The organism is Chitinophagaceae bacterium (genome assembly GCA_016717285.1).
Classification (GTDB): Bacteria; Bacteroidota; Bacteroidia; order Chitinophagales; family UBA10324; genus JACCZZ01.
This window is the reverse complement of the sequence record JADKFU010000001.1, coordinates 72,273-87,509: the sequence shown is the minus strand read 5'-3', so window position 1 is coordinate 87,509 and position 15,237 is coordinate 72,273. Positions and strand designations below refer to the sequence as shown.

11 protein-coding genes are annotated in these 15,237 nt (G+C 41.7%); 9 read left to right on the top strand and 2 right to left on the bottom strand.

Features of this window, described 5'->3' with window-relative positions; translation table 11 throughout:
• Positions 1-38 precede the first annotated feature (38 nt).
• Together IPO83_00345 and IPO83_00340 are read right to left on the bottom strand one after the other, a co-directional pair.
• Positions 39-3,824, bottom strand: a complete 3,786-nt coding sequence (locus IPO83_00345) for a T9SS type A sorting domain-containing protein (protein ID MBK9729741.1) — start codon at positions 3,822-3,824, stop codon at positions 39-41.
• Positions 3,825-3,866: 42 nt separating this feature from the next.
• A complete protein-coding gene (locus IPO83_00340; GenBank protein MBK9729740.1) occupies positions 3,867-4,244 on the bottom strand; it encodes a hypothetical protein in 378 nt (125 codons plus the stop codon).
• Between the two features lie 331 nt (positions 4,245-4,575).
• Between IPO83_00340 and IPO83_00335 the strand changes: the two genes are divergently transcribed.
• The 9 genes from IPO83_00335 (at position 4,576) to IPO83_00295 (ending at position 15,236) form a co-directional block, all read left to right on the top strand.
• Complete coding sequence (locus tag IPO83_00335) at positions 4,576-5,967, top strand: undecaprenyl-phosphate glucose phosphotransferase (protein ID MBK9729739.1); 1,392 nt, start codon at positions 4,576-4,578, stop codon at positions 5,965-5,967.
• A gap of 68 nt (positions 5,968-6,035) precedes the next feature.
• A complete protein-coding gene (locus IPO83_00330) occupies positions 6,036-7,064 on the top strand; it encodes a Gfo/Idh/MocA family oxidoreductase (protein ID MBK9729738.1) in 1,029 nt (342 codons plus the stop codon).
• A 96-nt stretch (positions 7,065-7,160) separates the two neighbouring features.
• Complete coding sequence (locus IPO83_00325) at positions 7,161-8,444, top strand: oligosaccharide flippase family protein (GenBank protein ID MBK9729737.1); 1,284 nt, start codon at positions 7,161-7,163, stop codon at positions 8,442-8,444.
• A 31-nt stretch (positions 8,445-8,475) separates the two neighbouring features.
• Entirely contained in the window at positions 8,476-9,033 is a 558-nt protein-coding gene (locus IPO83_00320) for an acyltransferase (protein MBK9729736.1), read from the top strand.
• 10 nt (positions 9,034-9,043) lie between these two features.
• The gene (locus IPO83_00315; GenBank protein ID MBK9729735.1) at positions 9,044-10,105 is read left to right on the top strand and encodes a glycosyltransferase family 4 protein; all 1,062 of its coding nucleotides are present in this window, start codon (positions 9,044-9,046) and stop codon (positions 10,103-10,105) included.
• The gene (locus tag IPO83_00310) at positions 10,102-11,205 is read left to right on the top strand and encodes a glycosyltransferase family 4 protein (GenBank protein ID MBK9729734.1); all 1,104 of its coding nucleotides are present in this window, start codon (positions 10,102-10,104) and stop codon (positions 11,203-11,205) included. The genes IPO83_00315 and IPO83_00310 overlap by 4 nt, the downstream gene beginning before the upstream one ends.
• Before the next feature lie 25 nt (positions 11,206-11,230).
• Positions 11,231-12,901: a carboxypeptidase-like regulatory domain-containing protein gene (locus IPO83_00305; GenBank protein ID MBK9729733.1), complete on the top strand. Its 1,671-nt coding sequence runs from the start codon at positions 11,231-11,233 to the stop codon at positions 12,899-12,901.
• Positions 12,898-13,887 (top strand): glycosyltransferase family 2 protein, encoded by a 990-nt coding sequence (locus tag IPO83_00300; protein MBK9729732.1) that lies wholly within the window; start codon positions 12,898-12,900, stop codon positions 13,885-13,887. The genes IPO83_00305 and IPO83_00300 overlap by 4 nt, the downstream gene beginning before the upstream one ends.
• Before the next feature lie 131 nt (positions 13,888-14,018).
• Positions 14,019-15,236 carry a DegT/DnrJ/EryC1/StrS family aminotransferase gene (locus IPO83_00295; protein MBK9729731.1) on the top strand — a complete coding sequence of 406 codons (1,218 nt, stop codon included), beginning with the start codon at positions 14,019-14,021 and terminating at the stop codon, positions 15,234-15,236.
• Position 15,237 lies beyond the last annotated feature (1 nt).

Sequence of the window (15,237 nt, the reverse complement as noted above, 5' to 3'; positions counted from 1 at the left end):
CCAGGATTTTCCTACCATTCAATTTCATCTTGCGATAGTTATTGAAGTATTACTTTTTCCATTTTCACAAATCCATATTGTGAAAGGTTACACTCAATCAGATAGACTCCTTTAGGCAGTTGGCTGAGGTCCATTTCAACCGAATTAATTCCGGTAGTTAACGTGTGATTGCTTTTATAAACTTCCTTGCCAAACAAATCCATCACGGCGAATGAAGTAAGTCCACCATTGGCCGTACTCACTTCAAAACTCAATATGCCCGTAGTTGGATTGGGATGCACAGGCATCATTTCAGGAGTCGGAAATTTATTTTCCAATGCCAACACCTTTGAATAGCCGAAGCTGCTGTCCTTATTCACTTGCTTTAACCGGTAATAGTTTATGCCCAATAATGGAGCATCGTCGGTATAATGATAATGATGTTCCTGGAACGTGTTTGACGCTCCCGGCTGACGATTGATCTCTGCAAACTGTTCACCATCCGCTGACTTCTCCAAAGAAAAATAATCATTGTTAAGTTCTGTTGCAGTGATCCAATCCACCTGGTTTCCCAGGTCACTTGCAACCGCAGTGAATGAAATTACTTCAACAGGAAGTAATTCTGTTGACTGCGTGGTCCCGAAATCTGAAAACCCGCTCAAACCCACACGCGTAACCTGGCTGATAGTTGACGTGCTGCAGGTTCCGTTTAATGACCAGGATCCGGCAGAAGGTTTTTTCATGACAGTCCAGCTCGATGATCCGGCACTGTTGGTATACGATCCTGCTGTATTATATAAGGTAACATCGTAAGTTCCTGTACTATTGGATGGCGTTGAAGAAATAGTCCATGAACCATTATCGAGTGCCTCCAGGTTATAGTTGATGCCACAATCCAAAACACCCAAGGCAGGAGGAACAACACTGTAAGCTTTAAAATGCGCCAACAGGTTGGTGGCAGTATTTGCTGAAGTGAAATTAATATTGGCGAGCTGGTAACCTTTTCCCGATAAATAATTTCCTACCGGGAAATCATAGGAGCCTGTAGCTGCAGTGGCCCTTCTTAAATCCCCATCTACGTAACTGTTTATGTTACCGGAATTTACTGCAGTGGTTGCACTACTGGTAACATTTACTTCATTTAAAAGTGTTTCGATGCGTCCGCTCGTGAGTGTAAGTGTTCCGGAAATAGTCATGGGATTCCCGACCAGCACTACTGCAGATGCCACACCCTGGTTGATCAGTACTTTATTTAAAGTAAGCGAACCACCTGGTGTATAATTCTGATCTGCGATGCCATTGAATTCAAGCGTAGAATTGGTGACACCGGTAAAAGTAACTGCGCCACTTGCATTGGTAAAGTTTCCGGCAACCTTCATATACTGACCATTCACATTAAACACGCTGGTACTGTTCTGCACGGTAAAATCACCTGCTATTTCAAGTCCTGCATTCAATATTACGCTTCCGGAGGTTTTATTAATCAGCAGGTTTCCAAATTTGTCAGGCCCAACAATAGATCCATAAATATTTTGCGTCCCGGTTCCGGTAAATGCGATAGTGGAAGTTGGGTCGGCAACAATACTTCCATAATTGTAAAAATTGCCGCAAATATTTAAGGTAGTGCCTGCCATTAAAGTAAGTGTTGCTCCAGCGTTAATGGTCAAATCTCTTGTGCTATAGGTAGTCGCGGAAAGAAGTATGGGCTGATTACTTGCGGAAGGTGAAACCACAGCATCAATTGTACAGGTGGGACACACACAACCTCCCCAATTTCCTGTTGTTGTCCAGGTATTGTTGGTGCCGCCTGACCAAATCACCTGCGTAGGTGCCGAATAATTTACCGGTGCAGCCGGATCGATATTGAGCGTAAATCCGGAAGTGCTGTTGGTATAATTACTTACTACCAATTGATATTTTTCACCGTTGGCTACAGTAATTCTCTTTTCGTAAGCAGCTCCAAATCCCGGATAAGCTGCGGGTGCAGTATTAACGGTGTTTGCATTACATCCCGTGACACCCAAAAAACTGTAGTTACATCGCAATGGGTTTACAGTGCCTGCAGCAATTTCAGCACAGGTTACAGCTCCTGTTCCCGCGGTTTTCCAGATTGCGAAATCATAATCAGTGCTCGAAGTACCCGTACCTGGCCAGTCGTTGGGAACAATATCGAACTGGAGATTCCCGGCTGCACTAATCACAATCTCATACCAGGCAGAGCCACGTTCACCTGCCAAAAGGCAGTTTCCGGCTGTAGCTGGAAAATCGCAGGTATTCCCAAAAGCAGCAAAGCCAGGGTTGCCAACAGAAATGCTTTGATTACAAACGGGATTAACTGAACCACATTCCTGTCCCGCAGCAGGAACCACCGGCAGCGATCCATCCGTAACCTGTATGTCAAATGATCCTGTGTTCGTTCCGGCTCCATCTATCACTAAGTAATAGGTTGTGCCAGCCACAAGACCTGAATTTATTATCAGCTCAGAGTTGGAATAAGCTGAAGTTCCGCAGGCCGGCGCATTGTCGTTACACCATGACGCAACGGTAGTAAGCGAAGAACAGGTTCCTGTATACAATCCAATCTGAGTATCTGTTAAGGTGCCCGAGATGGTACGGATTCTCAGTTTGCCGGATGCAGGACAAACTACGCTATACCAAAGAGTGTTGTTGGTTGATCCTGACCAGCAGGATGGCATGGTGGGTTCTCCTGTTCCGGTTGCACATGAATTATCTCCGGCCAGATTTACGCCTAAAGTCAGCGATGTGGCATTGCAGGGTAGATCATTAGAACTTGCAGTTGGAACCGGTGCGCTGATATAAAGATTTGAATAAGCATTATAAGTTGGCGATGTATAAGAATCAAGCAACAGGTAATAAGTATCACCTGCAGTTACCGATACACACATTGATTTGTTTCCCGTGGCGCTTTGTGTATAAGCAACACATGTTCCGGCTATGCCGCTGCATACATTAGCAATTGGACAACCATCATAGAGCATTAATCCCGTTGAGGTACCGGTTGAAGTTAATGAAATAGTAACCTGCCCTGTTTGGGTGGGCGTAAATTCCCAAACCCTATCCTCACCTGCAAAATATAAACTACTGCCACAGGTAATTGCATTGGCAGAAGTGATGTCGTTAGCCGCTGATTGCGTGGTGCCGGAACCAGAATTGTAAGGAAGTGAACTGACTGCAGTAACACCGGTTCCCAAAACTGCTGAACACGATGCTCCTACAACACTACTCACTAATGAAATGTCATCTACTTCTGCAGGGGGTTGTGCACCGCTTGTAGCATCATTCGTCCACGAAAACACAAGCCTTTGCGTCGTTCCTGCAACGCCGCAAACAGTAATAGTGGTGGAAGTCCAGCTACTAGCGTTTAAATTATAGGTTGTTCCAAGCTGTCCGCTGATTAATTGAACACCCGCCGCAGGCGTAGTTGTGGTTGGAACAAGGTATACTTTCAGATAATCCAGATTAGATTCGCCGTTACACTTCCACTTAAAAGTTAGGGTCGCCAAATCCTGTCCGGCAGGAAAAGTAACATCCCTGTAAAAATGAACAACGGAAACCTGGTTTAGGCTGTACGCCGTACCTGCACCACCAACAGCCTTGCTGATATAAGCGCATCGTAAACCTGTATAACCGGTAGGCTGAGTACCTACATACCATTTATTTAATGGTGTTCCATTTACTTCCGTCCAACCGTTTGATGCAAAGGTAGTTCCTGTCTCAAAACCCCCATTTCCCGTCGAACTGATCAAAGTGGTGGATTGACCATACAAAAAGGAAATGCAGGTTTCAAAAAAAACAAAAAAGAGCAGGTGGTAAAAAAATCTCATTCAACAGTATTTGAAAGCGTTTGACAGAATCGATATACCATTTTATTTATGATCATTGGTTTTTGAAACATCAATGTAGCATTCTTCAGAAATCATCCTGAAAGTGGTATTTCCTTTAGGATAAATGCTGAGTTTCCGTTCTGCAAAGGCATGAATGAGCATTTCCTCTTCCGGATAAATAGCAGGATCAAAAAGTAGAAGCAGGCAACTGTGCTTTTCACAATAACCGCTATAACTGATTCCCGGCATTGACCGGATTACAGGTACCAGGTAATCAATTCCTGTATGATCAGCCGGCGATAATCCTGCAACCATTTCTTTCCAACCTGTAGTTGTCTGCGCAGCAGATCTGTTAGTGAAACATAAAATAAAAAACGACAATAAAATAAGCAGTCCTCTTTGTATAATATTTATTTTCATTGTCCTTCCCGGGATGACGTTCGCAAAATAAAAAATAGAATAGTAATTGCCAACTCAATTCTTCAGACAGTAGCAAATTCTTTAAATATTACGAAATATTAATATGCAGGTTTACCGATAAAAAACAACGACTACCGCCAAAATTACAGGGTACCCATAAATACGAAGTTCAATGATATTTTATCGCTCGTTTTTCGCATTCATCTTTAATACAACGTGATTTTCCAGCGCTCATAAATTACATTATCTGCTATATAGCCCCTACTTTTGTTTACCCTTTATTATGTTTTGAATTAATTACATTTGCGCGCTACAAACAGACGTTCAGGAGATGCTTCGCGAAAAGTTCAGACTGTATTCCATCATAAATCTTTTTGGCGATATATTTTTGCTTCTGCTTTCTTTTCTATTGGGATACCTGATTATCTGGGGCGATTTCAAAGCAAATTTCAGAGATTTCTTCTTACAGGCTTCTTTGGCTATGACAGTTTGCTGGCTCGTGGTTTCCTATTTCCTCGAACTCTATACTCCAAAACGTTTCGAACAATTTGAAAAGTCATTTTCAAAACACTTCCAGGCGATTGTATTTCATGCGATGCTGCTATCCACCGTAATCCTGTTATTTACAAGCTATAGCTGGCCCGGTATACTATTCTTATATGGTTATTTTTTCTTCATCATCCTTGACACACTGCTGCGTATCGGCCTGATGTTCAGACTCCGTAATGAACGGCTTTCAGGCAAAAATTCATTTCGTGTAATTGTAGTCGGTGGCGACGGCATGGGTCAAAGAATGTTTGATACACTGAATGATTATACCGGTTATGGTTTTAAACCGTTGGGTATTTTTGACGACAAACTTCCTGCCGGCTCAGCGCACCAATTAGATGGTACCATTGAAGACGCAAAAAAATTTGCCATTGAAAATAACATAGATGAAATATTCTGTGCACTGCCGCTTCGTGAAACGGTAAAGATCAATCAGTTACTCCGGTTTGCAGAAGACCATCTTATCCGCTTTAAAGTAGTTCCTGATTTCAGCGCATTTCACAATCGCAATATCACTGTAGACTTCTATGGTTTCTATCCTGTCATCTCTCTTCAGCCCGAACCATTAGCCAATATCTTCAACCAGATGATCAAGCGAAGTTTCGACATCGTTTTTTCATCCTTTGTAATTATTTTCATTTTGAGCTGGTTGATTCCCCTGGTTGCATTGCTGATAAAGCTTGATTCAAAAGGACCCGTTTTTTATTTTCAGAACCGTTCAGGAAAAGACTATCAGATTTTCAAAATCTTTAAGTTTCGCACCATGACAGTTACGGAAGGCGACACTGATTTCGTTCAGGCGCAAAAAAATGATGCCCGTATCACTAAGGTTGGAAAATACTTGCGCAAGCTCAATATTGATGAACTACCGCAATTCCTGAATGTATGGCTCGGCGATATGAGTGTAGTAGGTCCACGGCCCCATCCTATTAAGCTGAATGAAATTTACCGTTCCATCGTAGAAAAATACATGACACGGCACCTTGCAAAACCCGGCCTCACCGGACTGGCACAGATTCGTGGATTCAGGGGCGAAACAGCAGATCCAACAATGATGAACGGCCGCGTTATAGCAGATGTTTTTTATATCGAGAACTGGAGTTTTCTGCTCGACATAAAAATTATCCTTTTAACTATATGGAATATGGTGAAGGGAGAAAAGAACGCTTATTAAGAATTTTATCGTCCTCTTCATTGCGCCAAATTTGATCACCAGGTACAAACAGCAGGCTCCCTCTTTTCATGAAAAAAATAACTTTCGCCATTGTTGGATTCGGGCACATCGGAAAACGGCATGCTCAAATAATTGTTGACCATCCTCATGCTGACTTAATGGCCATCGCAGATATTGATGAACGCCAAAAAACCAATGCCGATAAATTCAATCTCCCGTTTTTCAGTTCAATAGAGGACTTATTAGATGAGAGCCCTGCGCCAGATGTTATTTGTATCTGTACGCCAAATGGATTGCATGCTCCAATGGCCATTGCTGCATTGGAAAAAGGATGTCATGTGCTGGTGGAAAAACCGATGGGTCTAACTAAAGCATCGTGTGAAGAAGTGATTTTTACTTCTTTAAAAATGTCAAAGCAGGTTTTTTGTGTGATGCAAAACAGGTACAGTCCACCTTCGCAATGGCTTAAACAAATGGTGGATAAAAACAAATTGGGAAAGATTTATTCCGTACAAATTAACTGTTATTGGAACCGGGACGACCGGTATTATCATCCATCAGCAATAAGAAATGCCACTGACTGGAAAGGTACCACCACTTTAGACGGAGGTCCTTTGTTTACACAATTCAGCCATTTCATAGATATGATGTATTGGCTCTTCGGAGATATCACAAACATTCACGCCCGGTTCGAAAATAATAATCATCAACATTCCACAGAATTCAGCGACGATAGTGGCATCGTGCATTTTAATTTTGTGAATGGAGGATTGGGTTCATTCAATTATTCCACCTCTGTATGGGATAAAAACCTGGAGAGCAGCATCACCATCATCGGTGAAAACGGAAGCATAAAAGTGGGTGGTCAGTACATGGAAAATGTGGAATACTGCCATATCAAAAATTATGAAATGCCTCCATTAGCTCCTGTCAATCCACCCAATGATTATGGCGCTTACAAAGGCAGCGCTGCCAATCACCAATTTGTGATACAAAATGCAGTAGATACCTTGCTCGGCAAATCAACTATTACGACTAATGCATTGGAAGGAATGAAAGTGGTGGAGATCATTGAAAGAATTTATGCGTTGAAATAGTAATCAACTGGAAATGTATAAGATGCAATATCGCAACGGGATGAGCTGACACCTTATCGACTCACAACTATTCCTTCGCTATCTTCGGCCGGAATTATGTTCCGCTCCCTTTTACCCAAATCGGATTTTTATCGCCATGTACTCACCCTCATGAGCGGAACGGTGATTGCACAAATCATCCCCATCCTTTTATCACCAATTCTCTCACGCATCTATACACCGGATGAATTTGGCGTCTTCTCGATGTTCACTTCCATCGCTGCAGCCGTTGCTGTGGTGGCCACCTTCCGCTATGAATTGGCCATCATGCTTCCTGAAAAAGAAACCACTGCCATCAACCTGCTCCGGCTTTCCTTTCTGATCACCATCACTTTAAGTTTGTTTTTGCTGATCATCATCGTTCTTTTTCAGCATCAACTTCCAGACTTCTTATCTACACCGGAGCTCAGCAGCTTTCAATTTTATCTTCCGGTCATCCTCTTATTTGCCGGCGGCGCGCAAGCGCTGAACTACTGGATATCGCGACAGAAAAAATTCCATTTACTGGCTGCAGGCAAGATCGGACAAACAGGCATCACAGGAATTGCAAGCATTGTGTTCGGTTCACTGAATTTTTCTTCTGCCGGCCTGATCATTGGCGCGGTTGCCGGTCAGTTCACGTCTTTTTTAATTTATGCAGCGGGTTCATTCAGAAAAATAATATCTCTTGAATCCTTTGTTTCCCGAAAAAATATTCTTGAAAACTTTCGCCACTACAAAACATTTCTGTTTGTCAATACACCACATGCATTGCTTGGCGTATTCCAGGATATCCTGGTGATTTTTCTCATCAATCATTTTTTTTCAAAAACAGCATTGGGATCTTACGCATTCGGATTCAGGATCTTAAAAGTACCAGCAGCGTTTATTGGTGCTGCGATGTTCCAGGTTTATTTTCAACGCGCCAGCACATTGAAAACGGATGCAAAAAATTTGCAGGCACTCACTAAAAGTGTTTACCTTCAAATGAGCCTGGTAGGCGTGCCGATCTTCACGTTCATTGCAGTGCTCGCACCACCCTTATTTTCCTGGGTTTTTGGAGATGAATGGAAACATGCAGGTGAAATTGCTCAGCTTATCAGTCCATGGTTGTTGCTGAATTTCATCTTCAGTCCTGTTGCCGCCATCACCATCGTGTTGAACAAACAACAATGGGCAATCTGGTTTGCAGTGGCGGACACGTTGCTGAGATGCGCAGCTATCACGATAGGCGGACTTCAACAAAATGAACAACTGGCCTTCCTGCTGCTGAGTGCTGGCAGCGGAAGTTTACTTTTGTATGCTTTATACTGGTTTTATCACTTGCCAATGCGTAGCATAAAAAATGCTGAATCAACATGAAAAACCTTCCATAACTATGTTTCGAAAATTCATGCACCGTATGAGGCGCCATTACTTCCACGATCAGATTCCGGAAATGATCTGGGGATATACAACTCCTGAGGGAAACCACCTTTCACAAGTTCGCATCAGCAACACAACCTTTATAAACAGTAAAGAAAATCTGGTGCTTGGTAATCATGTTTTTATCGGGCATTACAACATGATTGATGCGAGTAACGATTTAGTCATTGAAGAAGGCTGTCAGGTTACAAATTTTGTAAGCATTCTCACCCACTCAAGTCATCAATCCATTCGTTTGTATGGAAGTGAATATGCGAAACACAGCGAGCACATCGGTTATATAAAAGGTAAAGTGGTGATCGGAAAATATTCATTCATCGGACCGCATTCCGTAATCATGCCCGGAACAACTATTGGAAAGGGAAGCAGCGTAAGTGCATTCAGTTATGTGAAGGGAAATTTCCCTCCTTTTTCCATCCTCGCGGGAAATCCTGCCATTGTGGTGGGTGATACAAGAAAAATGGATCAGCCGTTTTTAGATGCACATCCGGAAATAAAAACATTTTACAATTCATGGAGCCAATAATTATTCCTGCTTGAAAAAATTATTAATCATAGGAATGAATTCGGTTCATACCTATAACTTCATTCAATTGATTGAAGGTTATTTTGATGAAGTCATGCTCATCACTGATTCCATCAACGAAAAATATTCCGGCAACTCCAGGGCAATTGATTTCTCAGTCGCGAATTCCTGGCGTTTTCTTTCCACCGTATCCGGAATAAAAAAAACAGTGCTGGCTTTTCAACCTTCCGTCATTCATATCCACCAGGCAAATACCGCTGCATGGTTTGTGCTAAGGGCTATTCGTGCATTACAACAGACATCTATTGTAACAGCATGGGGAAGTGATATCCTGATAAACCCTGAACGTGGATTTTTCTACCGTAAAATGGTGGAGCAGATTTTGAAAAACGCAAATTACTTTACGGCTGATGCGCGTTTCCTTGCAGAAAAAATGAAACAGCTTTCCAAAAATGATATTGCTGTTGAAGTAATCAACTTCGGTATTGATCCAATATTCAAGAGCACGAAAGAGTTGGAAACATTTTTCCCGCAAAAGGAAAATATCATCTACTCCAACCGGCTTCATAAAAAACTATACAGGATCGATCATATCATTAAGGCATTCGCGCTTTTCAGTAAGCAAAATAACAAAGCGTGGAAACTCGTGATTGCCGCAACAGGTGTTGAAACAGAAAATCTTCAGCAACTTGTTCATTCCTTGGGCATTGAAAAGCAGGTTGCATTTGCCGGTTGGGTGAATGCTGAGGAAAATGCAACCTGGTACCGTAAAGCAAAAATTTTTGTGAGCTATCCTGAAAGCGACGCAACTTCTGTAAGCCTGCTGGAAGGGATGAGCGCGGGTTGCATTCCGCTGTTGTCAGATCTGCCGGCAAACAGGGAATGGATCACAAACCATGTCAATGGAATTGTTACGGAACAACTTTCCGCCAATGATTTTCAAAACGCGATGCAACTTTGCAACCCTCAAACTGCTGTTGCAAACATTATTACCATACAAAAGAAAGCAACCAAAGCGCTTAGCCGGAAATTATTTCTTGATCTTTACGACCGCGCCATCGCCCATTCATGAAAGTCTGTCACCTCACTTCTGTTCATCCAACTTTCGACACGCGAATATTTGTAAAAGAATGTTCATCGCTGGCTGCTGCCGGGTTTGATGTTACACTGATTGCACCTGCTGAAAGGGATGAAGAAAAAAACGGTGTAAAAATTTTAGCCGTTAAAAAAAATCATTCCCGTTTGTCACGAATGATTACTACCGTGAATGAAGTATATAGAAAAGCAACTTCTGTAGATGCTCACCTTTATCACTTCCATGATCCGGAACTTATTCGTGTGGGATTAAAATTGAAACAACAAGGACATAAAGTTATTTATGATGCTCATGAAGATGTGCCCCGGCAATTGCTTGCCAAACATTACCTGCCTTCCTTTTCCAGAAAACTGATCGCATCCCGTTTTGAGAAATATGAAAATGATGCTGCCGCAAAATTCGACCAGGTAATTACGGTAACGCCATTGCTTGAAAAACGGTTTAAATCCATCAATCGCAACACCACACAGATTTGCAACTTTCCATCGTTGCATGAATTTCTGAAACATGATATTAACTGGCAGCACAGGAAAAATGAAATTTGTTACATCGGTGGAATCACTGCTATCAGGGGAATCCGGGAAATGGTAAAATCAATGGAGGAATGCGATACTAAATTGCATTTGGGAGGTGAATTTTCCCCACGTTCCCTTCGTGATGAAGTCGGGTCTTTCAATGGATGGAAAAAAGTGCAGGAATACGGGTTCATGAATCGCGAACAGGTGAAGTCAGTGCTAAGCATTTGTAAAGCAGGATTGGTTTTGCTTCATCCAACTGAAAATTATGTGGAGGCATATCCTGTTAAAATGTTTGAATACATGGCCGCTGGTATTCCGGTGATTGCTTCCGATTTTACATTCTGGAAAGAAATTATTGACACCTTTCAATGCGGTATCTGCGTTGATCCTTTAAACACAAAGAGCATTGCTGATGCAATAAACTATTTGTTGTCTAACGATGACGCTGCGCTTCAGATGGGAATAAACGGACGCAAAGCTATTGAAAGCACTTTCAACTGGGAACAGGAAGAGAAAAAACTGATTTCCATCTACAGGCAACTCCTGAATCCATCCTGAAATTTTACATTACACAACAGCAACAGTGCAACGAATCAATCAACACAATGCTATCAATATTTCGCTAAAGCATAAATATCTTTTGCTGCTCCTGTTCATTTTATCGCAATATCCTTCAGCATTGTGCCAAACGCTTTTATCAGGAACAGTAGTAGATTCAAACAGCAAAATTCCTTTACCTTTTGTAAACATTGGCATTGAACATAAAAACATAGGAACTACTTCTCAGAAGGATGGATTCTTTTCAATCAATATTCCGTTAAAAAATCAGGACGACACTTTAACTTTCTCTTTAGTTGGTTATGACGACCTGCGTATTGCGGTTAAAGAAATAATTTCCTCCAACACAAAATATTTCGCGCTCCCAATCAAGAGTATTACGCTAAGCAACATCACGATTTCAGCCAGCAGATTGGTGGAAAAAAACTTCGGCATAGAAAAAAACAATGCACTTATTCATTTCACAGACGGCAGCACCAATCAAAAAGATATCTTCGAAATCGCACAACTGATGAAGTTCGACACATCGCTCTCCAAAATCACTGCTGTTAATTTATTTATCGATGAACCTGGAAATGAACCGGTAACCTTCAGAATTAACTTTTATGCATTCGACGGCAACATGCCCGGAAACAAAATAGTTGAGAAAAACATCGTGCAAACGCATGAAATGAAAGCAGGCTGGTTAAAATTTGACCTGTCAGATCAGAACATTTACCTCCGAGGAAATTTTATCGTTTCCATTGAATTTATTCCATCAACAAACCCTGATAAAACTGCGGTTTATTATGAAATAAAGTTAGGTGGCGGAGCAAAAAGTTTTGTGAGAACAAGCAGCCAGGGAACCTGGGGCATTCCACCTCATCACTACCGGATGTTCGTTACCGCGCTTGTTCCGGACAATAAGAAATACTACAACACTGATAATGATGAAAAAGAAACGGTACCAACCACCAGCTTGTATTCCGCATTTGTAAAAGATTCTTTTTTCCTTTTTATACAGACACCCGCGGAATACGAAAAAAAGAAAAATCAAAACTATCCTGTCATTTTCCTGTTAGATGCAAATGCTTATTTTGATATTGTAGCAAATGCAATGAATGAAAAATCTATAGCTGCAATCTTAGTAGGTGTGGGATATAAAGATGTTTTGCAAATGGATTCACTAAGGCAGCGTGATTACACCTTTCCGGTCGCCTTGGTTGCTGACAGCTTTTCGATCAGCGGTGGAGCCAACCAGTTCCTCCGTTTTTTTGAAAATGAATTATTGCCTTACATTGACACCACGTACAGAACAGATAAAAGCAACCGGACAATCATGGGACATTCTTTGGGAGGGTATTTTGCTTTGTTTATGTTGCTGACAGAATTGAAAGATAAAACCAACTATTTCAAAAATTTTGTTGCCGCAAGTCCTTCACTGGACTATTACCATCAATATCTCCTGCAACAATTTCAAAACATTACCGAAATTGAAAATGCGAAGCGAAGCGTGTTACTTACCACGGGAGAAAAGGAAAAGGAGGAAAATGTTGAAGCAAACGCCATTCATTCAGATAGTTTCACGCTCCTTGTGAAGCAACTTACAGCAACAAAATTTAACAGCATCAATACATACAATATCATTTATCCTGGCGCTGAACACATGGCCACAGCCGTCCCAACCTTCACGCAATCATTGCAAATAATAAAATGAAAAAGGTCAGCGTAGTCATTCCCTGCCGCAATGAAAAAGATTTTATTGAAGCCTGTATTCAATCCATTGTTGATGCTGATTATCCTGAAGAATTGCTCGAGATTATTGTTTGTGATGGATTGAGTGATGATGGAACAACTGACATTCTCGAAAAATTAAAAATAAAAATTCCCATCCTGCACATCGTAATCAACCAGAAAAAAATCACACCGGCAGCACGAAATCTTGGTATTCAAAATGCATCCGGAGATTACATTCTCATTTTTGATGCACATGCTGACATGGCTGCGAATTACATTTTGGAAAATGCAACCATTCTTGACCGTCAGCCGGAGGTTTGGTGCAGTGGTGGTAGTTGGAAAAGCTGTTACACGAATGAACTCTCAAGAAACATAGCACATGCAATGTCATCTCCATTTGGTGTGGGAAACGCTTACTTTCGCATCGGTCAGCAAAGCGGTTATACCGACACGGTCGGTATGCCCATGTACCGGAGTTCAGTATTTCAAAACATAGGACTTTTTGATGAAACACTCCTCCGAAACCAGGATGATGAATATAATTACCGCGTTGAAAAAGCAGGTGGCCGCATCTGGTTCACCAATCAAACGTATTCAAATTATTATGTGCGGCCGAGCTGGAAAAAATTATTCAGCCAGTATTTTCAATATGGTTACTGGAAAGTGTATGTGAACAAAAAGCACAAAACTGTTACCACTATAAGACAGTTGGTTCCACTGTTCTTTGTAACATTTTTGATCAGCGGAATATTCGTTTCACTTTTTCAGCAATCACTCAGCCGTCTTTACATTCTCATCCTGATCATTTATTTAGCCTTGGGCTTTGGATCTGCCGCAAAATTCTCCAGGCAACCCAAAGACCTCCTGCAGATTTTCATTTCGTTTTTCATTCTTCACTTTTCTTATGGCAGCGGTTACGCAAATGGGATCCTGGATTTTCTGATCCTTCGAAAGAAAAAAGGTTGAAGTGTTAATGTTAGTTTTGCGAAACGAAGTGTTTGAAATGTTTATGAGTTTGAAATGTTTAGCTCCATGCACCTCACACCTCAATGAGGCTAACAGCAATTAGACAATTTAACAGTTTAACAATTTAACAATTGATCCCCTTCTCCCCACCACACATCGACCAGGCCATCATCAACGAAGTAGTTGATGCATTAAAATCGGGTTGGATTACTACCGGACCGAAGACCAAACAACTCGAAAAAAACCTTGCCGCTTATGTAAAGGCTGAGCAGGTATTGTGTGTGAATTCAGCTACCGCCGGCCTTGAATTGATGCTTCGTTGGTTTGGAGTTAAGGAAGGAGATGAAGTTATATTGCCGGCGTATACGTATTCTGCTACTGCCAATGTAGTGATTCATTGTGGTGCCAAACCGGTATTGGTTGATGTGAAGGCAGATGATTTTAATATTTCAGTACAGAAGATAAGAGCGGCCATCACCACACGGACAAAAGTGATTATGCCGGTGGACCTTGGAGGCTTGCCTTGCGATTATAAAGCGATCAATCAACTGGTAAATGATGAGGCGGTGAAAAAGAATTTCTCTTCAAACACACCTGCGCAACAAACACTTGGCAGAATCCTGGTCCTTTCTGATGCAGCGCATTCAATCGGCGCTTCTTACCAGGAAAAGAAGACCGGCACATTGGCAGATGCCACCGTTTTTTCATTTCATGCCGTTAAAAATCTGACCACTGCCGAAGGTGGTGCCGTTTGCCTGAACCTGCCCTCACCATTTAAGAATGAAATTATTTATCAGCAACTGAATACGAAATCGCTGCACGGACAGAATAAAGATGCACTTGCAAAAATGCAGAAAGGCAACTGGGAATATGATATTGTAGAAGCCGGTATGAAATGCAACATGCCTGATGTGCTGGCTGCAATCGGACTCGCGACGCTTCGGGAATATGAAGCTGTGCAACTGCCAAGAAGGAAGCTTATTGTTCAAAAATACCTGGAAGCATTCAGCAAATTTGATTGGGCGCAATTACCCGTTGTTCATACAGCAGACAAAGAATCATCTTATCACTTGTTTATGCTTCGGATCAAAGACATTGATGTAATTGGACGCAATGCCATCATTCAAAAAATTTTCGATCAGGATGTTGCTGTCAACGTTCATTTCAAACCACTGCCACTGCTCACCTACTATAAAAATCTTGGATACAGGATGGAAGATTATCCGGTGGCTTTCGACAATTATGCGCGCGAAATTTCTCTTCCGGTGTATGTGGATTTAACGGACGAACAAATGAATATGGTGGTGAATGCAGTTGCACATGCAGTGAAGGAAATCATTCCTGGTTAAC